Source organism: Hyphomicrobium denitrificans 1NES1 (assembly GCF_000230975.2).
Classification (GTDB): Bacteria; Pseudomonadota; Alphaproteobacteria; order Rhizobiales; family Hyphomicrobiaceae; genus Hyphomicrobium_B; species Hyphomicrobium_B denitrificans_A.
This window is the reverse complement of the sequence record NC_021172.1, coordinates 1,206,848-1,228,591: the sequence shown is the minus strand read 5'-3', so window position 1 is coordinate 1,228,591 and position 21,744 is coordinate 1,206,848. Positions and strand designations below refer to the sequence as shown.

15 protein-coding genes and 3 tRNA genes are annotated in these 21,744 nt (G+C 58.4%); 5 read left to right on the top strand and 13 right to left on the bottom strand.

Annotated features, from left to right (window positions below):
- The first annotated feature begins 193 nt into the window (after positions 1-193).
- On the top strand, positions 194-1,063 hold the full coding sequence (locus tag HYPDE_RS05845; RefSeq protein WP_015597475.1) for a glycosyltransferase family 2 protein: 870 nt from the start codon (positions 194-196) through the stop codon (positions 1,061-1,063).
- Between the two features lie 32 nt (positions 1,064-1,095).
- Here the strand turns inward: HYPDE_RS05845 and HYPDE_RS05840 are convergent, their stop codons facing one another.
- Positions 1,096-4,227 carry an efflux RND transporter permease subunit gene (locus HYPDE_RS05840; protein WP_015597474.1) on the bottom strand — a complete coding sequence of 1,044 codons (3,132 nt, stop codon included), beginning with the start codon at positions 4,225-4,227 and terminating at the stop codon, positions 1,096-1,098.
- Between the two features lie 5 nt (positions 4,228-4,232).
- A complete protein-coding gene (locus tag HYPDE_RS05835; protein WP_015597473.1) occupies positions 4,233-5,246 on the bottom strand; it encodes a hypothetical protein in 1,014 nt (337 codons plus the stop codon).
- A gap of 314 nt (positions 5,247-5,560) precedes the next feature.
- Between HYPDE_RS05835 and HYPDE_RS05830 the strand changes: the two genes are divergently transcribed.
- Positions 5,561-7,849: a CHASE2 domain-containing protein gene (locus HYPDE_RS05830; protein WP_015597472.1), complete on the top strand. Its 2,289-nt coding sequence runs from the start codon at positions 5,561-5,563 to the stop codon at positions 7,847-7,849.
- 4 nt (positions 7,850-7,853) lie between these two features.
- Here HYPDE_RS05830 and HYPDE_RS05825 read toward each other — a convergent pair whose 3' ends face one another.
- Complete coding sequence (locus tag HYPDE_RS05825) at positions 7,854-8,867, bottom strand: FecR family protein (RefSeq protein WP_051112051.1); 1,014 nt, start codon at positions 8,865-8,867, stop codon at positions 7,854-7,856.
- 782 nt (positions 8,868-9,649) lie between these two features.
- On the opposite strand from HYPDE_RS05825, the gene HYPDE_RS05820 reads away from it, so the two are divergent.
- Positions 9,650-11,308 (top strand): EAL domain-containing protein, encoded by a 1,659-nt coding sequence (locus HYPDE_RS05820; RefSeq protein ID WP_244437790.1) that lies wholly within the window; start codon positions 9,650-9,652, stop codon positions 11,306-11,308.
- Between the two features lie 144 nt (positions 11,309-11,452).
- Here HYPDE_RS05820 and HYPDE_RS05815 read toward each other — a convergent pair.
- The 3 genes from HYPDE_RS05815 to HYPDE_RS05805 all read right to left on the bottom strand — a co-directional run bounded on the left by HYPDE_RS05815 (position 11,453) and on the right by HYPDE_RS05805 (position 12,317).
- Positions 11,453-11,529, bottom strand: a tRNA-Asp gene (locus tag HYPDE_RS05815).
- 119 nt (positions 11,530-11,648) lie between these two features.
- Positions 11,649-12,152: a DUF1993 domain-containing protein gene (locus HYPDE_RS05810; protein ID WP_041320927.1), complete on the bottom strand. Its 504-nt coding sequence runs from the start codon at positions 12,150-12,152 to the stop codon at positions 11,649-11,651.
- A gap of 90 nt (positions 12,153-12,242) precedes the next feature.
- Positions 12,243-12,317, bottom strand: a tRNA-Val gene (locus tag HYPDE_RS05805).
- Between the two features lie 435 nt (positions 12,318-12,752).
- On the opposite strand from HYPDE_RS05805, the gene HYPDE_RS19085 reads away from it, so the two are divergent.
- Positions 12,753-12,932 carry a hypothetical protein gene (locus HYPDE_RS19085; RefSeq protein ID WP_015597468.1) on the top strand — a complete coding sequence of 60 codons (180 nt, stop codon included), beginning with the start codon at positions 12,753-12,755 and terminating at the stop codon, positions 12,930-12,932.
- Between the two features lie 102 nt (positions 12,933-13,034).
- Here HYPDE_RS19085 and HYPDE_RS05795 read toward each other — a convergent pair whose 3' ends face one another.
- The 7 genes from HYPDE_RS05795 to HYPDE_RS05765 form a co-directional block, all read right to left on the bottom strand.
- On the bottom strand, positions 13,035-13,307 hold the full coding sequence (locus tag HYPDE_RS05795; RefSeq protein ID WP_013215915.1) for an HU family DNA-binding protein: 273 nt from the start codon (positions 13,305-13,307) through the stop codon (positions 13,035-13,037).
- Positions 13,308-13,555: 248 nt separating this feature from the next.
- Positions 13,556-15,982, bottom strand: a complete 2,427-nt coding sequence (gene lon, locus HYPDE_RS05790) for an endopeptidase La (RefSeq protein ID WP_015597467.1) — start codon at positions 15,980-15,982, stop codon at positions 13,556-13,558.
- A gap of 279 nt (positions 15,983-16,261) precedes the next feature.
- Positions 16,262-17,509, bottom strand: coding sequence for an ATP-dependent Clp protease ATP-binding subunit ClpX (gene clpX / locus HYPDE_RS05785; protein ID WP_015597465.1), 1,248 nt, complete (start codon positions 17,507-17,509; stop codon positions 16,262-16,264).
- Between the two features lie 335 nt (positions 17,510-17,844).
- Positions 17,845-18,498, bottom strand: coding sequence for an ATP-dependent Clp protease proteolytic subunit (locus HYPDE_RS05780; protein WP_015597464.1), 654 nt, complete (start codon positions 18,496-18,498; stop codon positions 17,845-17,847).
- Between the two features lie 118 nt (positions 18,499-18,616).
- Positions 18,617-19,981, bottom strand: a complete 1,365-nt coding sequence (gene tig / locus HYPDE_RS05775; RefSeq protein ID WP_015597463.1) for a trigger factor — start codon at positions 19,979-19,981, stop codon at positions 18,617-18,619.
- A 115-nt stretch (positions 19,982-20,096) separates the two neighbouring features.
- Positions 20,097-20,181, bottom strand: a tRNA-Leu gene (locus HYPDE_RS05770).
- 239 nt (positions 20,182-20,420) lie between these two features.
- Positions 20,421-20,717, bottom strand: a complete 297-nt coding sequence (locus tag HYPDE_RS05765; RefSeq protein WP_015597461.1) for a hypothetical protein — start codon at positions 20,715-20,717, stop codon at positions 20,421-20,423.
- Between the two features lie 146 nt (positions 20,718-20,863).
- Between HYPDE_RS05765 and sseA the strand changes: the two genes are divergently transcribed.
- Positions 20,864-21,730 (top strand): 3-mercaptopyruvate sulfurtransferase, encoded by an 867-nt coding sequence (gene sseA / locus HYPDE_RS05760; RefSeq protein WP_015597460.1) that lies wholly within the window; start codon positions 20,864-20,866, stop codon positions 21,728-21,730.
- Positions 21,731-21,744 lie beyond the last annotated feature (14 nt).

Below are 21,744 nucleotides of genomic sequence, written 5' to 3'. Positions count from 1 at the left end.
AGCAATTTTGATTGTCGATGTTGAATCAACCTCTGCTTCTAAATTCACAGATTCATTATTAGTCTGCTTGATGTTCCTCCATTGAGTCGGAGCATATTGGCGTTGTCTGGTGTCTTGCGATTCGCAACCTATCTGTCCTTGACAGGTTCACGAGCCGAGGTGCACGAAAAGCCTCGCAAGTGGGGGAAATTCGGTGAATGCTAGACTGCCGCTGTCCTGCTTTATTATTGCTCAGGACGAAGGAGATCGCATCGCAAGAGCAATTCGTTCTATCAAGCCTTGGGTCGACGAAGTGGTCGTTGTCGACAGCGGCAGTTCAGACGATACGGTTGCCGTAGCGCAATCCGAAGGGGCCCGCGTAATCGCACAACCTTGGCTTGGCTTCGGCGGACAGAAAAGATTTGCGGAAGAACAATGCCGCTATGATTGGGTATTGAACCTGGATGCGGACGAACTTATCTCGCCCAAATTGCGTACGGCCATAGAGGCTTTGTTTCACTCTGGATCGCCGGAATTCGTCGCTTACGGCATGCCCGTGCACGTTATCTATCCAGGCCGGCAGAAACCGCGCATCTGGGCCAGAGATAATTGGTATATTCGCTTATATAATCGGAAGATCGTACGATTTCGGGATTCGAGGGTTCACGACACCGTCGTAACTGGCGAGCATCAAGTCGGCCGCATCGAAGCGCCAATCTATCATTATTCCATTCGGTCCTTCGAGCACATGAGGGCCAAGCTCGACGAGCGCATGTCTCTTTCGGCCGAGCACAAACCGGCCCGCAATCGTCTAACGATGCTCGCACGTTTGCTTGTCGAATTTCCGCTGAATTTCTACAAATACTATGTTGTGAGGCGTCATTTTACGGGCGGCACCATCGGCCTGCGGTACGCAACCATCCAATCTACATTTCGGGTGAAAAAAGTTTATCGGATGTGGCGGTCCCGCAACCCGGTCCCGACCATCAAAGATGCATCTCCGTCAAACAACAATAAGACCGCGTGGTCCAATCTGGATGTGGCGAATCTCAGCAGGCATGGGAAACGGCACCGGCATCGGTGACGCGGGCCAGCCGCTTTTAGGCATACCGCCAATTACTCTGCGGCCGCAGCCTGGCCGGTTGGCACTTTTTCCGAACGCGCTGAAGGCGTCGTGCTCCGAATCCGGAGCCACCGGCCAAGACGAATAAGCGCTTCAGGTAAAATCCCGAGGTTCAGAAGCGTGGCCGTCGTCAGGCCGCCGAGTATCGTAATCGCCATTGGCGCTTCGATTTCATGGCCCGGGCGCCCGAGACCCAAAGCCAGCGGAACAAGCCCAAGTGCCGCCATAAGTGCGGTCATGAACACGGGAGCCAGCCTTTGGGATGCGGCGAGGCGGATGGTGTCGGCATTCCATCCCCGGCCCTCCTCGTCCGCGATGTGCTCGACGTGCGCCAGCATCATGACCGAGTTGCGCGCACCGATCCCGAAAACCGTGATCAACCCCACGAGGCTCCCAAGTGTCATTCCTATATTGCTCGCAACGATCGCCGCGATGCTACCGATCAGACAGAATGGCAGATTGATCAGGACGAGCGCTGCGAGGCCGCGCCGGCGAAACGCCATGGTGAGAGCAGCGATGATCAGCACCGTGCTGGCGGCTGTCAGGCCAGCGAGCCTGATCTGCCCTTCCCGCTCTGCCTCGGCCTGCCCTGCGAACGTCACGAACACGTCTTTAGGCAGGGCAAGCGCGCCAACGCGCTTGCGTGCCTCATCGACGATATTGCGAAGCGAATAGCCCTTTGCGCCGTTGAACGTCACTGCGACGCGACGTTGGCCGCCGTCGTGCTGGATGTTGGAGCGGCCTTCCGCAAGAGTGATCGTCGCCACGTTCTTCAAAAGGGTTTTGGTCGTCGCATTGCCGATCATCAGCTTGTCGAGCTCGCTGATGCGATTGCGGTCGTCGGGCGATAGAATGACGACAACATCGACGGTGCGCGTGCCCTCATACGTTTGGCCAATGGTCGTCCCGGCAAACGCGGTCTGGACGGTATCGAGAGCGTCGCGCGCCGAAAGCCCGTAATTTGCAAGCGCGACGGGATCGAGCTTGACCGAAAGCGTTGGGACGGTGGCGCTCCTCGGCATGCGAAGATCCGTGACGCCAGGAATATCGGCAACGGCTTTTTGAATTTCAGCGGCCGCGGTTTCAAGCGCCGTCAGATCCGTTCCTACCGAGTTGATGACGACTTGCGCCGTCTCGCCGCTCAAGCTCTCGCTGATGCGGTCGCCGAGAAACGTCAGCGTCTCGCTTCTGATCTCCGGAAAGTTCTTCACCGTATCGCGAATGATGCTCTGGGCTTCCTCTTCGCTCTCGGAATGCACCGGCTTCAATTCAATATGAAACTCACTTCTGTCGACGCTCCAGGTGTCTTCGCCGGCTTCGGCGCGTCCGACTTGATGCGCGACGGTTTCAACGAACGGCAATTTCAACAAAGCCGTTGTGATGCGCTCGCCCACGGCGACGACCTCGTCGGTGGATGTCCCCGGAGAAGCCATCGACATTTGCAACACGAAGTGACCTTCCCGGAATTGCGGAATGAGCTCGCTGTAAAGGAAGGGCACGACCGCGACCGACGCAATCGCGCAGATGCTCAGCAACACGACCGTCGCACCCCAGGCACGCCCAACTCTATCGAGCACCCAGTTCTGAGCCGATTGCAAAACTTTCAGAAGCGGCGACTCTTTAGTGTCCTCGCTTTTGGTCAACAGCAGTGCGCATAAAGCTGGCGTGACGGTTAGCGCGACGAGCATCGAGGCGAGCACCGCAATGACGAATGTCAGCGCCATCGGTCCGATAAATTTGCCCTGCACGCCTCCGGCGAATAACATCGGGATGAACGCAAAAATGACGGCAAGCGTGCCATAAAGCATGGCGCTGCGAATCTCGACGGAAGCATCCTCAATGACCTTCATGCGGTCGGCACTCGGATCTGCCAGCCGCAGGCGCCGCGCGATGTTCTCGATATCGATAATCGCGTCATCGACGAGCACGCCGAGTGCCAGCGCAAAGCCGCCAAGCGTCATTGTGTTGAGCGACTGACCGAGCTCGGTCAAAACGACAATGGCTGCAAGCAGCGATAACGGTATGGCAAGAAACGAAATGAGCGATGCGCGAACGCTTCTGAGAAATGCATAGAGCACAACCAGGATCAGCGCCGACCCAAGCGTCAGAGCTGTCTCCAGATTTTGCAGGGCACGAACGACGAACGTCGCCGGCCGGTGCAGGGCCGGATACATTTTTATGCCCCGATGTTCGAGCGTCGGCTCGATTTCAGCCAGCGCCGCCTCGGCCGCCTTCGTTGCTTCGAGCGTATTTGCGCCGAATTGCCCCGAAACCGTAATAAGCACGCCCGGCTGGCCCATGATCGTGGCATCACCGATTTTTTGTGCGGGCGCAATCGTGACCGTCGCGACGTCCGCAAGACGCACGGGCCGGTCGTTCTGCATCGCGACGACGGCATCGGATATGGTGCGCGGGTCGGGCGCAGGAGGCCGGGTCTCGATCGTGATCCGTTGCGCGGGCGTTTCGATCACGCCACCGCCGCGAAGAGCAATCGCGTTGCTCGCGGCATTCATCACATCCGTTGTGGTCAGGCCGAGCGCGGCGAGACGGTCAAGGTTCGGTTGAATTTGGACTTGCCGAATAGCGCCGCCGTAGACCGTAACGCGTGCAATACCGGGAACCGACAGCAGTCGCGGTTTGATCGCCCAGTCCGCAATATCGCGTAGTGTGTAAGGATCGACTTGATCGGACACGATCCCGAGCTTCAGAACATCCATCGTGCTCGATGTCAGCGGCGTCAGCTTCGGAGGTCCAAATCCTGCCGGAAGTTTCCCGTTGAGAGTCGTCAGCCGCTCGGCAATCCCTTGCCTTGCCGCGTTGGCATCGGCGTTCTCGGCGAACGTGACGAGCACAACGGATAGCCCGTAAATCGATTCCGAGCGAACCGTAGCTATGCCTGGCCCTCCGATGATCGCTGCCTCGATTGGACGCGTAACGATCTGCTCAACCAGCTCAGGTGCAAGACCGGGGCTTTCGGTTTGAATCGTAACCTGCGGCGGAACGAATTCAGGAAAGACATCGAGCGGCGCACGCGTTGCGAGAAAGCCACCCACGACGAGCCATACGACCGAAAGCAGCGCAACGAAGCCGCGGTAACGTATCGACCAGCGAATAAGCGCGTTCATGCAAACTAGTCCGGACGGCCGTTCGTTTCGGTATGATTTTGCGCGACCGGAGTTGCAGATGGCTTGGCCTTGGTTGCCGGAGCCGCTGGCGGCGCTCCGCCGTCGTCATCGTCATCGTCGGAGCTTCCCGGCACGGCTTCGCGCGCAAGAAGGATCGCAGCACCTTTGACGACGACCCGCATACCCGGCTCGAAATCACGCTTGACGAGATATCCGTCGTCGACGGGCGCATCGAGCGACACGACCTTACGCTCGTATTTTCCGGGGCCCGTCTCGACGTAGCACCATGACTTGCTTCCGTATACGACCAATGCAGAACTCGGGATCACGACGCCCGTTGGCTTCACCGCGCTGTCAGCTATGGCCCGCCCGCGATCACCCGCGCGAAGACCAGGACCGGCATCGATTAACCCGAAATACGATACGCCCGGCATCGCAAGGTTTCCGGACGGCGCCGCCCAAAGCGTATCGACCTTCGTCTCCGGGCCGCCGCGAAGGGGAACGACACGAACGTTTTGCGGAACGTCGGTGGTTGTATCCGGAAAGTCGATGCGAAGGATGGCCCGCGACCCGTTGGCGATATTGGTCATCAGTGTTTGCCGCGCATCGGCATTCAAGAAGGGGGCCTTATCGCCCCAGGATTGCCGAAGCCGCGTTGAAAGCAATTTCAATTGCGATGCATCGATACCCTCTTGGCGCACCGCCGTAGCAACCATCTGTTTCGAGAGCATTGTCGAAGTTCGGAAACGCTCAAGCTGGCCGCGGCTGAAATTCGCGGCAACGGTCGCCGAGCGGATATCGGCGTCGAGTTGCAGTAGGGCGTCGGGATTGAGAACGGTAGCAATCCCCTCGATCTTGACCGACTCATTCGAAGTCGCAAGCACAGCCGTCGTGACGGGGGGCGCAACCTCCGCAGCCTCATTCCGATCCTCGGCCTCTTCAGAGTGCGGTGCATTGCAGCCGGCCAGGAACACACTGCCGATAAGGAGAGCAGCTCTGGTTAATGTGGCCGCCTTCACGCTTTCACCTCCGCGGCGCCGGGGAAGGTCCGGCGCTTAACTCAGGAAAAAATCTCAATCTTTCTGGAGAATGCTCCAAAGGGCAGGCCCAGGCTAGGGGGTTTGTACCAGCCCGTCGCAAAAGGGGTCTGCGCAGGCCGAATAGCAGAATATTCCCAGGTAACTGGGCCCTTGCAGAGGATTTCGGCCTGGGAAGGCAATGCCAAGAGGGTAACCGAAATGCGCATGTGGGACCTTCCCGCAAGGCGCCGATCACATTTGCGACAATTTCCCGACGCCTGGCGAGCCGCCAACCGGTTCAATAGGCACCCCCTATGAGCACCGCGCTCCAACGTGCGAAGATCATCCGCGCTCTGCAAAAAACATCGGGGCAACGTTTCATGCAGGCATTCCGATACTCGGAAATTTTCCGGCTTCCGTTGCATGTCCTGGTCTCGATGGCGCTTCTCGCGGGCTGCGTCGCACTGCGCGTAGCGGACCCGCAGCCGGTTTCGCGATTGCGGCTGTCCGTCTTTGATTCTTATCTTCGCGCCGCCCCGCGCGCCGCCGATCCCTCGTTCCCGGTGCGCGTCGTTGCAATAGACGAAGCGTCGTTAGCGCGCTTCGGCCAATGGCCATGGCCGCGAACGATCCTTGCGGAGCTGACATCGCGTCTACAAAAAGCCGGCGCGAAATCGATCACGTTCGACCTCGTGCTGGCAGAGCCGGATCGCCTGTCTCCGGACTCGCTTTTGCGATCTTTGGACGGCCAATCGGTCAGCAAGGAGATCATATCGGAAATCGCCCGGCTGCCTTCGAATGACGAACGCTTCGCCAAAGCCATAGCATCCGCACCGGTCGTGCTCGGCGTCGCAGGCGAGGCCAATTCCGATCGCAAGATTGTTTCTTATCGCGGGGGTATTTCATTTGCGGGCGACGATCCGCAGATGTTTGTCCATAGCTACGCCGGAGGCACCGAAAGTCTGCCGATACTGACGGAAGCAGCGCGTGGCCTCGGCGCCGTCAACTGGGTGCCGTCGGACGATCAGATCGTTCGGCGCATTCCTTTGCTCGTCGCGATCGGCGGTAAGCTCTACCCTTCCTTGGCGCTCGAAGCGCTTCGTGTCGGCACGCAGCAATCGACGATCTTCGTGAAATCCTCCGGTGGCAGCGGCATCAATGCCTTCGGCAGGAAAACAGGTATCGAATACGTCCGCGTCGGCCAGACAATTCTGCCGTCGACCGATCGTGGCGAACTCTGGCTCAAATTTTCCCCTGCCGATCCCAGGCGCACGATCTCGGCCGGCAGCATTCTTGATGGCAGCTTTAACCCTGACGATATCAGATCGCGCCATATATTCATCGGAGCGACGGCCACGGGGTTGCTCGATCTAAGAGCCACGCCGCTCGCGCCTTCGATACCGGGTGTCGAAATCGAGGCGCAGGCGTTGGAGCAGATGCTGTCGGGAGAGCATCTCATACGCCCGGCGTATGCTGCGGGCCTCGAAATCGCATTCATCGTAATCTTCGGCGCGCTGGTCGCCTGGATGATTGCGCGAAGCGGAGCGCTGCTTGCCGCAATCGTCGGTGGCGCAGCAATCGCCAGCATCGTCGCACTATCGTGGCTTGCCTATTCCCGCGCCGGCCTGCTGTTCGATCCCGTGTATCCGGGATTGTCTATCGCGCTCCTTTATCTCGGAACCTCGCTGACGAGCTACATCCGGTCGGAAATCGAACGCGCCGAGATCCGCTCGGCATTCGGACATTACGTGTCACCGTCCGTCGTCGCAGAAATTGCAAAAAAACCCGACAAGCTGAAACTCGGCGGCGACGAGCGCGACGTCACCCTGCTTTTCGCTGACGTGCGCGGCTTCTCGAAAATGTCGGAAGGGCTTCAGCCGGAAGAACTGGTGCGCTTCGTCAATCGACTGTTCACCCCTCTCGCCGATACGATCCTCAATTATCGCGGCACCATCGATAAATTCATGGGCGATGCCGTGATGGCGTTCTGGAACGCTCCGTTGCAGGATGCCGAGCACGCAAGAAACGCCTGCCGCGCCGCGCTTTCGATGCTGGACGACGTCATGCGATTCAACGCCAAGCTATCGGAAGAAAGCAGGCTACGCGGCGAAGCCTTCGTTCCCGTACGGCTCGGCATAGGTCTCAATACTGGAAAATGCGTCGTTGGAAACGTCGGATCGCCTCAGCGTTTCGATTATTCCGTGCTCGGCGATACCGTGAACGTCGCCGCGCGATTTGAGGAAGCGACAAAGATGTTTGGGGCGGACATCGTCGTCGGCGAGAGAACGGCCGCCGAAGTATCGAATTTTGCATTGTTGGAACTCGGTACCGTGATGCCGCGCGGCAAGGACCGTCCGGAGCGGATATTTGCACTCATCGGAGACGAGGCGTTTGCTGCGTCCGCCGAATTTTCCGAGCTTAAGCAGGCCCATGCGATGCTACTTGCCGCAGCGGACGACACAATCGAGAGGAAGAAGGCGCTGGAAAAATGCCGTCAACTCTGTCCTCAGACAATTGCCGGCTACTACCGGGATGACTTGGGCCGACCCAACGCCGCATCCGCTGCAGTGAGGCCGACCGAGCTGGACGGCCAGGTGCTGTAAACAATCACCGGGGCTGCTGGGTCAGTGACCCTCGACTGCCAGACGGTCGTCGGCCGCCATATCCTCCCGGGAACCCGCGCATGCCACCGCCGCCGATAACGATGTCCATGCCGCGAATGCCGTTACCCCAGCCGTCGTCGTCGTTCTTCGGACGGCTCGCAGTTCGCTTCGGCTTTGTCGGCTTCTGAACCACCTTGCTTTTCCTTGCGGGGGGCACCGCCTTGCGAGGCCCAGTGTCCGCCTTCTTCACACCGAAGCGCGGATGCGGATTGATACAAGCCTTTTCCTGTGAAGGCGGAAATGCACCTTCGATGATCGCAGCGCGCGTCAGAAGCGGATTGGGATCGATCGCAGGCGTGTTCGTGACGAAAGGAAACGCCGTGTCGAAGGCAACCGCTTGGTTATCCGGAAGCTCAGACCAATTCACCGGCCTTGCCACCGTCCCATCTTCGGAAATACGAATCAACTGCCCCGGCTGATCGAGGACATGACAGACGTTCCTCTTGCCGGTCGCTTCAAGCGCGCCTTCATGCAGAAGGACCCAAACCGAACGATCCGGTAGAATATAGACATCGAAAACCGTCCCGCGCACCGTGATCGACGCATTGGGTGTATTGATCACATAAGTCGGCTTGACTGCAACGCCGGTGATGAAGCGAAATGCGCCCTTCATCATATTGATGACGATCGAGCCCATCTTCTTGTCGCTATCGTAGACAAACTTATCGAGGACAAGACGCGATCCCGGACCGAGTGCAAGCTTCGTATCGTCGTCCAGTCTGAATTCGCCTTGAGCGTTCGTGTTGACTTCTATCGTTTCATCTTGACGGACATCGTCTCCCTTGGCGAGCTTCCGCTGCTTTTCGGCAAAATCGGCCATGACGACGTTCGTTATGACGACGGATTCACCGATCCTGTCACCCGATGCCGCGTGCGCGGCACCTGCAACGGGCAGCAAAAAGCCACTCAAGACGAAGGAGGAAACGAGCAGAGGTTTCATGAATGCGCAGCCGGCCATCGCAACGCCTCTGATGATACGAAATCGAACTTCGAAGATCAGGAGCCAGAAAAAAAGTAGCACACTGACGTTCGTGCGGCCATGACAACAGATTTACAGAAAAAAGATTGTTCCCTCGGGAACACTTCCGAAGATTGCGAGCGCCCGACACCTGGAGCGTCGGCCGTATCTGCTGCGGCGCACAATGTTCGGCAGAATTGCGATATAGTGGCGTGAATATTCTAATGCGCTTCTAAAGGTCCATGTTCATCGGAGCCGGAAGATAGCGGAAGCCACCGCCCAGATTCGCGAAATGACCATGCCGCGGCGAAAGCGCTTGTCGCGACCCTGAAACGCCAAAGCAGCACTTTTGAAATTTTGACCTGAAGAAGGTCTCGCTTCGCCGAGCTTCGAAACTCGATTCTCTCCGTATCTCTGTAATTGGTATTGGTCCATTTCGTTATTTTGCGACGCAATAAAAATTGAAATACCCTTTAAAGTTGAAAAGAAATTACAAAAAACCCTGCATTTTTAATCACTAGCTTACAGATTGCGCATTATCAGAGACCACCAACTTTAGTGCGAGTGGAAAATAAAAAATGGTTGCAAACGCCAAGAAGAGCGCAAAACAACGTCCGAACGTTTCGCGATCTGGAAAATCGACAGATCGGCGGATTCAGAAAGAGCGATCCAAAGCTAATCGCGCCCGGGCATCGTCTAAACCTCCTTTGCAGCCCATAAAACAAGGCAACGGCGAACAGCTAAGCCAGCTTAATCGCTGCCTGGAGCTTGCGCTCAATAACATGGCGCGCGGTTTGTCGATGTTCGACGCCAATCAACGCCTGATCGTTTGCAACAAGACGTATGAAGAAATCTATGAGCTTCCCGAGCACTTGACCCGACCCGGGACGTCCCTTGCCGAGTTGGTGCGCAATCACGTCAAACGGGAAACAGGACTGGATAACCCTAAGGAACGCAAAAAGCAGCGGGCGTGGATAAACCAGCATATAGCCGCACTTGCTCGCGGCGAGACTTTTTCGCACACGCAGCACCTCAAAAGCGGCCGCGTCGTCCTCGTCACCAATCGGCCGCTCGAAGGCGGCGGCTGGGTGGATATTCAAGAAGACATCACTGAACGCCGCCAGGCCGAGCAGAAAATTCATTGGCTGGCGCGTCACGATCCGCTGACCGAAATTGCCAATCGCCTGCAATTCCACGAAGCTCTCGATGATGCGCTGAAAAATTTAGGTCCTAATCATGGACTGACGCTGCACTGGATCGATTTGGATGGATTCAAGTCCGTCAACGATACCCTTGGACATCCTGTGGGCGACGCACTTCTGAAGAGCGTTGCCAGGAGCCTTCAGCGCGCCGTACGAAAAAATGATATCGTGGCCCGGCTTGGGGGAGACGAATTTGCGGTTTTGCAGGCCTCCTCCCGTGTTGCCAAGAAGGCCGATGCCGAACGCATGGCCCAGCGCCTGCTCAAGGAAATCTGCAAGCCTCATAATCTCGGCGGGCAGCAAGTTTCTTGCAGCGCAAGTATTGGAATTGCGTTTGCACCCCTTCATGGTCAAACGGCGGAACAACTTCTCAAGGCAGCCGATCTCGCACTCTACAAAGCGAAAGCAAACGGCAAGGGAAATGCATTCCTGTACGATCCCGATATCGCAGATGACGTAAATTCCCGCTACGAGCTGCAGATCGACTTGCGAGGCGCCCTCGATCAACATCAACTGGACCTTCATTATCAACCTCTCGTCGACACGGGCCACCGAGAAGTCATTGCCTTCGAAGCGCTGTTGCGATGGCACCATCCGGTTCGGGGCTTAATCCCGCCGGTCGACTTTGTCCCGATCGCCGAAGAAACCGGGCTGATCGTGGAAATCGGCGAGTGGGCATTGCGCCGTGCCTGCGAAGAGGCGACCTGTTGGCCCGATACGATCAGAGTGTCGGTTAATCTGTCTCCGATCCAGTTCGAAAGGGGCAACCTCTACCAAGCCGTCGTCAATGCGCTGACGCTGTCAGGACTTGCGCCGCATCGGCTTGAGTTGGAAATCACTGAAGGCGTGCTTCTACGCGACGAAATCAATACACGCGCAATTTTGCACAACCTGCGTGCTCTAGGCGTTCGCATCGCTCTTGACGACTTCGGGACAGCCTATGCGTCGCTGAGCTATCTGCGCAGCTTCCCCTTCGACAAAATTAAAATCGATCGCAGCTTCGTCCGCGATCTCGATATCGGAAAGCGAAAAGACTGCGAGGCGATCATACAGGCTGTCGCCGGCCTCGGTAAGCAAATGCAAATCAGTACAGTCGCAGAGGGCATCGAGACGCTCGATCAGGCCCAAACGGTCACCGCTGCCGGCTGCAACGAGCTCCAGGGATTTTATTTCAGCAAGCCGGTTCCGGCTGCGGACGTGGGCAAGGCGCTTGAGGTCTGCCGGTCCAAACTTGAGTGAGATAAAGCGCGGTCCCTAGACTGACGTGGCGAGAAAACCCACGCTATGGATCGCGGAAACCTCGGCGCCGGTGCCTGAAACCTTGAGAGGAAAATCCGGCAGCATCGTCTGCGAGCGACATAATTCGCTCAGCCGCTGATGGTGTGGCGCGAGAGACGGGACTTGAACCCGCGGCCTCCGCCGTGACAGGGCGGCGCTCTAACCAACTGAGCTACTCCCGCAATCCAGAAAGCCACGGGCGCCGAAGCGCCCGTCGTCACAGCGTCCGAATACGTGATGCCCGCGCGGGCGTCAAGCCGCTGTTCGCGGCAGCGGGCGACAATCGCCAGCCAGGCGGCATCTATCTGCGGACGAAATCGCGCTTGCCGATCTCAAGGCCGTTATGCCGCAGGATTCCATAAGCCGTGGCGCAATGGAAATAGAAGTTGGGAAGCGCAACGTGCAGCAGGTAGTCCTGTCCCGTGAGGGTGACCTCCTGACCGCCGAGCTTCAACGTCAGCTGCTTCGCCTCGGAGCCGTTGAGCTGTTCGGGCTTGTAGCTCGCAAGCAGCGCCTGGGTTCTGGCCAAGCGCTCCTTCAATTCCGGTAACGTCGTCTCCGTATCAGGGAAACTCGGAACGTCGAGTCCCGCCAACCGCGCCGGCGCGGCCTTTGCGAAGTCCGTCGCCAACTGCACTTGCCGAGTCAGATTGAACATATCCGGATAGAGCCGAGCCGCGAGCAGAACCGCGAAATCGATCTTCTTCGCCGCCGCGTACTCGGCAGCCTTGTCGAGAATGGCTTCCAGCGAAGCGAGCTGCTTCTGAAAGGTCGGAATGGCGATGGCGTACATCGAGACGGCCATGACGGCGCTTCCTCCGGCGAACACAGGTGATTCAACAGGGCCGTCCTTGCGGCCAGCTCCGCGAAGCGGAGTCTCAAGAACCAGCAGAAATGGTGGGCGGTGAGAGGGTCGAACTCCCGACATCCTCGGTGTAAACGAGGCGCTCTACCACTGAGCTAACCGCCCAACACCACAAGTGATCTTCTATGCAGCAACAGTCAGACCCGCAAGATGGTCTCGCACATGTCATCGGCGATTGAGCCCGCGACGTATAGCCTGCAGCGCTAACGCGAGCGCCATTTCCTTCTGATTAACCGCCAACGCGAAATTACCCGACAAACGGAACATACGTAAGTTCCGGCTTTGCTATTCTGACCTCGACCTGACGAAGAAGGCATCCACAATGGCAACTGGCAAAATTGGATCTGGTGCGGCAGCAATGCTTGCGTTGCTTTTCGTCAATGCCCATACGGACCCGTATGGTGTCGATAACAAGCGCAATCAGACAGTGACCGTATCGGTCAATTATACGTTCACCCTGCCGGCAGACGGCGGAACGGACGCCGCCCAGAACGCCTCGGAGCGCGGCCGCCGACAAGCCTACGACATGGCTGGACGGGAGTGCGCGAACTGCCGGCGACGATTGCCGAGACCTGCAGCCTCAGTAGCGTCAACGTATCGAGCCAGCCTCAACGCGCCTACGCACAGCAATCTGACGGCATAAACATCCGCGTCTCGGCGAACTTCAGGATTACGCCGAAGGCGCAGACGACATCGGAACGTTCGACACCCCAGCGCTGACGCCTCGTCGGCTCTCGCCCGTTGGGCCTGTACGTCCGCTTGCTCACGAACAAAAAGGCGCGCCACATGGCGGCACGCCTCAAAATTCCGACGGTGGACGCTTTAGTTCAAAGCGTCTTTCAAACCCTTCGCGGGCGTGAACTTTGGCACGCGCGACGCAGGGATCTGGATCGTCATGCCGGTCGCCGGGTTACGACCCTCGCGCGCCTTGCGGGCAGCGACTTTGAACGTGCCGAAATCTGGAATACGCACTTCATGGCCTTCCTTCATGGCCTCGCGAATATGCGCGAGTACAGCATCGACGACGCCGCTGGCTTTTTCTTTGGTCAGCTCGCAGTCTCTCGCGACGGCATCGATTAAATCTTTCTTGCTCATCTCATAAGTCCTCTAGTGTCGGAGATTGAGTTTGCATCGGGCTGAAAGCCCGGGACGGCCGCCATGGGGGAGTTATCGACCGTGCATGGCCCGGTAGAAGCGCCCAATCCCTACGTCCGTCAAGCGGAAAACGCCCGTATTTCCGGACAAAAGCGCATCAAAATGCTCGCGGTTAACATAATTAAAGGCCCCTGCGCGTTTGCCGCACAGGGGCGATAACCAAGTCCAACATCGCATCCGGCAAGAACTCAATGCGCCGTGATGCGCGATCCTGTTTTATCCGCGTCTTTCGCCTCGAGAGCTTCCGCCTCCGCGACTTCATCCCAAGTGATCGACTCCGGCATCCTGATGAGCGCAATCTTCAGAACCTCTTCCAGTTTTGAAACCGGAATGATGTCCATCTTGGTCTGCACCTCGTTCGGAATCTCCGCCAGATCCTTGGCGTTCTCTTCCGGGATGATGACCGTTTTGATGCCGCCGCGCAGCGCTGCAAGGAGCTTCTCCTTGAGACCGCCGATCGGCAGCACCCGGCCGCGCAACGTGATCTCGCCCGTCATTGCCACATCCTTCCGAACGGGAATTCCGGTGAGCACGGAGATGATGGCCGTCGTCATGGCGATGCCGGCGGAAGGCCCATCCTTCGGCGTCGCGCCTTCCGGCACGTGCACGTGGATGTCGCGCTTCTCGAACAGCGACGGGTGAATTCCGAAATCGACCGAGTGCGAGCGCACGTAAGCGTTCGCAGCCTGGATCGACTCCTTCATCACATCGCGCAGGTTGCCCGTCACCGTCATGCGGCCCTTCCCGGGCATCATGACGCCTTCGACCGTCAGCAGCTCGCCGCCGACCTCAGTCCAGGCAAGACCCGTAACGATACCAACCTGATCCTCGAGTTCGGCTTCGCCGTAGCGATACTTCGGCACACCGAGGAAATCATGGACGTTCTCCGCCGTGACGACGATCGACGATTTTGACGACGTCAGGATTTCCTTCACCGCCTTGCGCGCGAGCTTTGCAATCTCGCGTTCGAGCGAACGGACGCCCGCTTCGCGCGTGTATCGGCGAATAACTTCCTTGAGAGCGCCGTTCTCGACCGTCCACTCGTCCGGCTCCAGGCCGTGCGCCGTCACCTGCTCGGGGATCAGATGGCGTTTCGCGATCTCAAGCTTCTCGTCCTCCGTGTAGCCCGCAAGGCGAATGATCTCCATGCGGTCCATCAAGGCGGGCGGGATATTGAGCGTGTTCGCCGTCGTCACGAACATCACGTTCGAAAGATCGTAGTCGACCTCGAGGTAATGATCGTTGAACGTCGCATTCTGCTCCGGGTCCAAGACTTCGAGCAGCGCCGCTGCCGGATCGCCGCGGAAGTCCTGGCCCATCTTGTCGATCTCGTCCAAGAGAAAAAGCGGGTTCGTCCGCTTCGCCTTCTTCATCGACTGAATGACCTTGCCCGGCATCGAGCCGATATAGGTCCGGCGATGACCGCGGATCTCCGCTTCGTCGCGCACGCCGCCGAGCGACATGCGAACGAATTCGCGTCCCGTGGCGTTCGCGATCGATTTGCCGAGCGACGTCTTGCCGACGCCCGGAGGCCCGACGAGGCACAGGATCGGCCCTTTCAGTTTGTTGGTGCGCGCCTGCACGGCGAGATACTCGAGGATGCGCTCCTTGACCTTCTCGAGGCCATAGTGCTCTTGGTCGAGGATCGTCTGCGCTTCGGCAATGTCCTTCTTGACCTTGCCCTTGATCCCCCACGGGATCGACAAGAGCCAGTCGAGATAGTTGCGCACGACCGTCGCTTCAGCCGACATCGGCGACATCTGCTTGAGCTTCTTGAGCTCAGCCAGCGCCTTGTCCTTGGCTTCCTTCGACAGCTTCGTATTCTCGATCTTCTCTTCGAACTCCGAGATATCGTCGCGCTCGTCCGAGTCGCCGAGTTCCTTCTGAATGGCCTTCATCTGCTCATTCAGATAGTACTCGCGCTGCGTTTTCTCCATCTGGCGCTTCACGCGTGAACGGATCTTGCGCTCGACCTGCAGGACCGAGATCTCGCTTTCCATCAGCGTATAAACGCGCTCAAGTCGCTCCGAGATGCTCGCGGTCTCGAGGACGTCCTGCTTATCCGAAATCTTCACCGCAAGATGCGACGCGATCGTGTCGGCGAGCTTCGCATAATCCTCGATCTGCCCGACGTTGCTCAGAACCTCGGGCGAGACCTTCTTGTTAAGCTTCACGTAGCTTTCGAACTGCGTCACGACCGAGCGCGCCAGCGCTTCGAGCTCGTCCTTGGCGCCAGGGACCTCGGCCACGCGTTCGACTTCAGCTTCGAAGTAGCTAGTATTCGCCGTATAGCGGATGATCTTGGCGCGCGTGTTTCCTTCGACCAGAACCTTCACGGTTCCGTCGGGAAGCTTCAGAAGCTGCAGCACGGACGCCAGCGTTCCGATTTCGTAGATCGCGTCGGGGGACGGATCGTCGTCGCCAGCGTTCTTCTGCGCGGCAAGCAGGATCTGCTTGTCGGCGCGCATGACCTCTTCCAGAGCCGCGATGGATTTTTCGCGGCCGACGAAAAGCGGCACGACCATGTACGGGAAAACGACAATGTCCCGCAGCGGCAGAACCGGAAACAGTTCTTTGCCGACAGCCTTTTCCCTGGTCCTTTTATCTTCGCTCATTTGACTACCTATCGCCGTACGCCGGCCTCTTTTTCGAGGCTACCAGCACGATCCACGCCCGTTCCACTTAGGAGCCACGCATCCCGTCCCTTTTTGTGGCGACGGTCAGCATTCTCGTGAAGCGCGAGCGCGGGGTGAGACCCAAGTGCTAAAATGCCGGTTGCGGAGGAAGTGCCCCGGCTGGCTCTTGATGCCACTAACCCTCCGAACAAATGGGGACCATGGTCCCCCAAACAAGTGCCGGGGATGCGCCCCGACAAGCCTTAATTGTCGCGACAACTACGCGGAGCCTTTCTCCTCGGCTCTGTCCGAATAGATCCGAAGCGGCTTCGCCGAACCCTCGACCACCTCAGGGCCGATGACGACCTCCTCGACACCCTTGAGCGTCGGCAAGTCGTACATCGTATCGAGCAGGATGCCTTCCATGATCGACCGCAGACCGCGCGCTCCGGTTTTGCGCTCGATGGCCTTGCGCGAGATCGCTTTCAGAGCGTCGAGCGTAATCGTCAGCTTCACATCCTCCATTTCAAAGAGGCGCTGATACTGCTTGACGATCGCATTCTTCGGCTCGGTCAGGATCTGGACGAGAGCCGCCTCGTCGAGATCTTCAAGCGTTGCGATAACGGGCAGACGACCAATGAATTCCGGAATGAGGCCGAACTTCAGGAGATCCTCAGGCTCGACGCCGCGCAGAATGTCACCGGTGCGCCGCTCGTCCGGGCCTGTGACCTTCGCCGAGAAGCCGATCGACGATCCCTTGCCACGCCGCGAGATGATCTTTTCGAGGCCCGCAAACGCACCACCGCAGATGAACAGGATGTTCGTCGTATCGACCTGCAGGAACTCCTGCTGCGGGTGTTTGCGACCGCCCTGCGGCGGCACCGAGGCAACGGTCCCTTCCATGATCTTCAACAGCGCCTGCTGCACGCCTTCGCCCGACACGTCGCGTGTAATCGACGGATTGTCCGACTTGCGGCTGATCTTGTCGACTTCATCGATATAGACGATGCCGCGCTGCGCCCGCTCGACGTTGTAGTCGGCAGCCTGCAGAAGCTTCAGGATGATGTTCTCGACATCCTCGCCGACATAGCCCGCTTCGGTAAGCGTAGTTGCATCAGCCATCGTGAAGGGCACGTCGAGGATGCGTGCAAGCGTTTGCGCCAGCAGCGTCTTGCCCGAGCCCGTCGGACCGACGAGTAGGATATTCGACTTCGCGAGTTCGACGTCGTTGTTCTTCGTCGCGTGATTGAGTCGCTTGTAGTGGTTGTGAACGGCGACCGACAGAACGCGCTTGGCGTGGAACTGACCGATCACGTAGCTGTCGAGGACGTTGCAGATTTCCTGCGGAGTCGGCACCCCGTCACGCGATTTGACGAGAGTGTTCTTGTTCTCCTCACGGATGATGTCCATGCACAGCTCGACGCATTCATCGCAGATGAACACAGTCGGTCCGGCAATAAGCTTGCGTACCTCATGCTGGCTCTTGCCGCAGAAAGAGCAGTAGAGAGTGTTTTTCTCTTGAGCCATGTTTTCTCACTTTCGATGCAAGAGCGTCGGCGCCCCGATGTTCTTGCTTTGGCCCGTTGTTCACGTCCCGGCAATTGCCGATCTGCGGCGACGTAAAATCACGGGATTCAATCTCTCACGCTAGCGTTCGGCAGATCAAGAATGGATTAATGGACCGCACCCGGCCATGCCTCGCAAGCGGCGGTATTGCCACAGTTGGTGAACGATGTGGCAACATCGCGATTCACCCTAAAAATTCACGTAAACGTTGACCCGGTGTACGGCCTTTGTTCTACCGCGACAATGCGCCGACACGAAGGGCGCGTTTCCACTAGCGTTTGCTTTGCCGCTACCACTCACTCGGCCGGAGCTTTGATCTCCAGCGCGGCAACTTCGACTTCATCGCGGCTCTCAAGAACCTTGTCGATAATGCCGAAATCGCGTGCCTGGTCGGCGGTCATGAAGTAGTCGCGGTCGAGCGTCTTCTCAATCACCTCATAGCTCTGGCCGGTATGCTTCACGTAGGTTTCGTTGAGGCGGCGCTTCATCTTGATGATGTCTTCCGCATGCCGCTCGATATCCGAGGCCTGACCAGAGAAGCCACCCGAGGGTTGATGCACCATGATGCGCGCGTTCGGCAGCGCGAACCGCATGCCCTTCTCGCCCGCGCAAAGCAGCAGCGAGCCCATCGAGGCGGCCTGCCCGATGCACAGCGTCGCAACCGGCGGCTTCACGAACTGCATGGTGTCATAGATCGCCATGCCGGCCGTCACGACGCCGCCCGGAGAGTTGATGTACATCGAAATTTCTTTTTTCGGATTTTCCGACTCGAGGAACAAGAGCTGCATGCAGATCGATGCAGCCATGTGGTCCTCGACGGGGCCGGTCACGAAAATGATGCGCTCTTTCAGCAGGCGCGACGGCAGATCGTAGCCGCGTTCACCGCGCGTCGTCTGCTCGACGACCATGGGCCAAAACGTGTTCGTCACGGTGTTGATAGGATCGCGCATCGCCTTGGTCTTTCCTGATTTCAGCCGGTAGGCACTGATAGAGCTAACCGGTCAGATTCGCACGCTTTGTGTGGCACAAGGCCCGAGCGCCGGAAAACGGCCCCTGGGCAACCGCAACTCAAGCTTCAGCCCCAGTCGCTTCTTCAACCGCCTTCAAAAGCTCGTCTCTCGACACCTTCTTTTCGATCGGCTTTGCCTCGGCGATCACGTAGTCGATCACCTTGTCCTCGAAGATCGGTGCGCGCAGCTCGTTGAGGGCACCGGGCGTCTTCTCGTAAAATTCGTAGACCTGCTTCTCCCGGCCTGGATAGCGGCGCGCCTGCTCGACCAGCGCGCGGCGCAACTCGTCCTGGGAAACCTGCAACTTGTTCTTCTCGCCGATCTCGCCGATCACCAACCCGAGACGAACCCGGCGCTCGGCGATGCCTCGGTATTCTGCGCGCAGCTCCTCCTCGGATTTGCCTTCATCGGCGATCGTCTTGTTGGCGGCTTTGAGATTGCTCTCGAGCTGTGTCCATATATTGTTGAATTCGAATTCGACAAGGGACGCCGGCAGCTCGAACGTATGAGCTTTATCGAGCGCATCCAGAATCTCGCGTTTCAACTTCACCCGCGACGCCTGACTGTATTCGCGCTTGATCTGGTCGGTGACGAAGCCGCGCAGCGTCTTTAGGTCCTCGGCTCCGAGGCCCTTCGCGAAATCTTCATCGATGTCCGGCTTCTTCGGCTTCGCGACGGCGGTGACCGAGACGTCGAACTCGGCGGCTTTCCCTGCGAGATTCTTCATCGGATAGTCTTCGGGGAACGTCGCCGTGACGATCTTCTGGTCACCGGCCTTCATGCCGACGACGCCTTCCTCGAAGCCCGGAATGAACTGCTTCTTGCCGATGACCAGGCTCGCGCCCTCGGCCGAGCCGCCTTCGAACGCCTCGCCATCGATGCGCCCGGCAAAATTCATCGTCACGAGATCGCCCTCGCCTGCAACCCGACCCTCTTCCGGCTCGTAAGATGTATTGCGCTCAGCGAGATCAGCCAATGCCTTGTCGATGGCTGCGTCATCGACATCCGCAACGAGCTGCTCGAGCCTCAGTATCCCGAGATCAGCCAGCGGGATGGGGGGAAGAACCTCGAAGTCCATCTTGTAGGAGAGGTCCGTTTCGCCATTGACAACGCGCTCGATACCACCGTCGTCGATGCCGAGGAGTTCCAATTTCGGCTGCTGTGCCGGGCGTTCGTTTCGATCTTTGACGGCCTTCGCGCTCGTATCGTTGATGGTCTGCTCCAGAACTTCCTGCATCAGCGACTTGCCGTAGAGCTTCTTCAGGTGCGCCAACGGCACCTTGCCGCGCCGAAATCCTTTGATCTGCACGCGGTCCTTGAGCTCATCGAGCCGTTCCGAGAAGCGCTCGCCCAGCTCGGCCTTCCCCACCACCACCTGCAGGGTGCGCTTCAGTCCGTCTCTCGCTGTTTCAGTGACCTGCATCGTCCGTTTCCTGATTGGAGGCCGGCCTTTCGCGCCAAACCTCGTCGATCGACAATTATCTAGGGAGACACCGTCTCGTCTACAAAGCTCAGGCGGTGCCCGGAAGGCGCCGCGCTGGTGCGGGCGGAGGGATTTGAACCCCCACGACTTGCGCCGCTGGAACCTAAATCCAGTGCGTCTACCAGTTCCGCCACGCCCGCTTAAGACGTTCCGATCTCACCTTTCCCGCCATCTGCGCACCGTTGATTACGGGCAGCATAGAGCGACCGCAAACATCCCGAAATCCCTCGATGGCGCAAGTGTCCTGCCTCTTGCAGAGGGCGTCCGGCACGCGAGCGGCGGGGAAGCCGCTGTCATACGCAAGAGCGCCCACGAAAACAATGCAGAAATGAAGAAAATTCGGCTGCCGGGCCGCAAACCGCAGGCGCAGCGTCGGCGGTCAATCGGTAGCGCCGAGCACCAAGTAACTCAAAATAGCCGATGCCGGCAGCAACAGAAAAAAATAGGCTTGGTCCAAGTCAAAATCACTCTGAACCAGGAAATATGCGAGTATAGCTGCCAATAGTAGGGCAATGACCTTGAGAAACATCGCAATACCCGCCTTCACGGGTGGTCCCCCGTTGAGACCCTGCGCCAGAATTAGCGTGTGCCCGACACTCCGTTCAGACAAGACAAAGCTGCGATCAATAATAACGAATAATGGCTGTCCGCTTCGTTTGGCGTAAGCCGCCGGCATCGCCCTCTAAACTGAATTATGTTCAACAACACAACCAAGTCGACGGCCTTTCGCGTCACTCGGCAACTTGCGACCCGGCGGGGATTTGCCTATCTGCTTTGAGCCGCGGAAATATTTTCTATCGAAGTCAAGCTACGGGGTGCTCCTTGCAGAAGTCTGCCAAAAATTGGATCGTCGAAACGGATTGGCTCGCGAGCCACTTGTCCTCTCCAGACCTGATCATCCTCGACGGCAGTTGGCATCTCCCGACGGCCAAGCGCGACGCAAAAAAGGAATATCTCGCCGAGCATATCCCCGGAGCGCTGTTCTTCGACATCGACGATCTTTCGGATGAGAAGTCGCCGCTGCCCCACATGCTGCCGTCGACCGTCAAGTTCGCCTCGCGCATGAAGAAAATGGGTGTCGGCGACGGTGCCCGCATCGTCGTCTACGATACAGCCGGCATCTTTTCGGCTGCTCGCGTCTGGTGGACGTTCAGGGCCATGGGCCATCAGGACGTCGCAGTCCTGAACGGAGGGCTGCGCAAGTGGAAGGCGGAAGGCCGGCCGCTTGAAGATGGTCCACATGCACCACGCTCCGAGCGCCACTATACCCCCCTACAGAACACCGAGATCATCCGCGACCTCGATGAAATGAAGGCCCTGCTCACAAAATCCGGCACGCAGATCGTCGACGCACGCCCGGCGGCGCGGTTCGAGGGCCGCGATCCGGAGCCACGGCCTGGCCTCCGCGCCGGCCATATCCCGGGTTCGAAGAACGTCCCGTCTCAGGAGCTTCTCACCGCCGATGGCACGCTCAAGTCGCCGGAAGAACTGGACAATCTGTTCAAGAATGTCGGCATCGACGTCTCGCGGCCGGTCGTAACGACCTGCGGATCGGGCGTCACGGCATCGATGCTGGCTTTGGCGCTTGCGGTCCTCGGCCAGACCAACGCCGCCGTCTACGATGGCAGTTGGGCCGAGTGGGGTCAGGAAACGAACGGGCTACCCATCGAGACCGGACCGGCGAAATAAAAAATAGCGCAGCG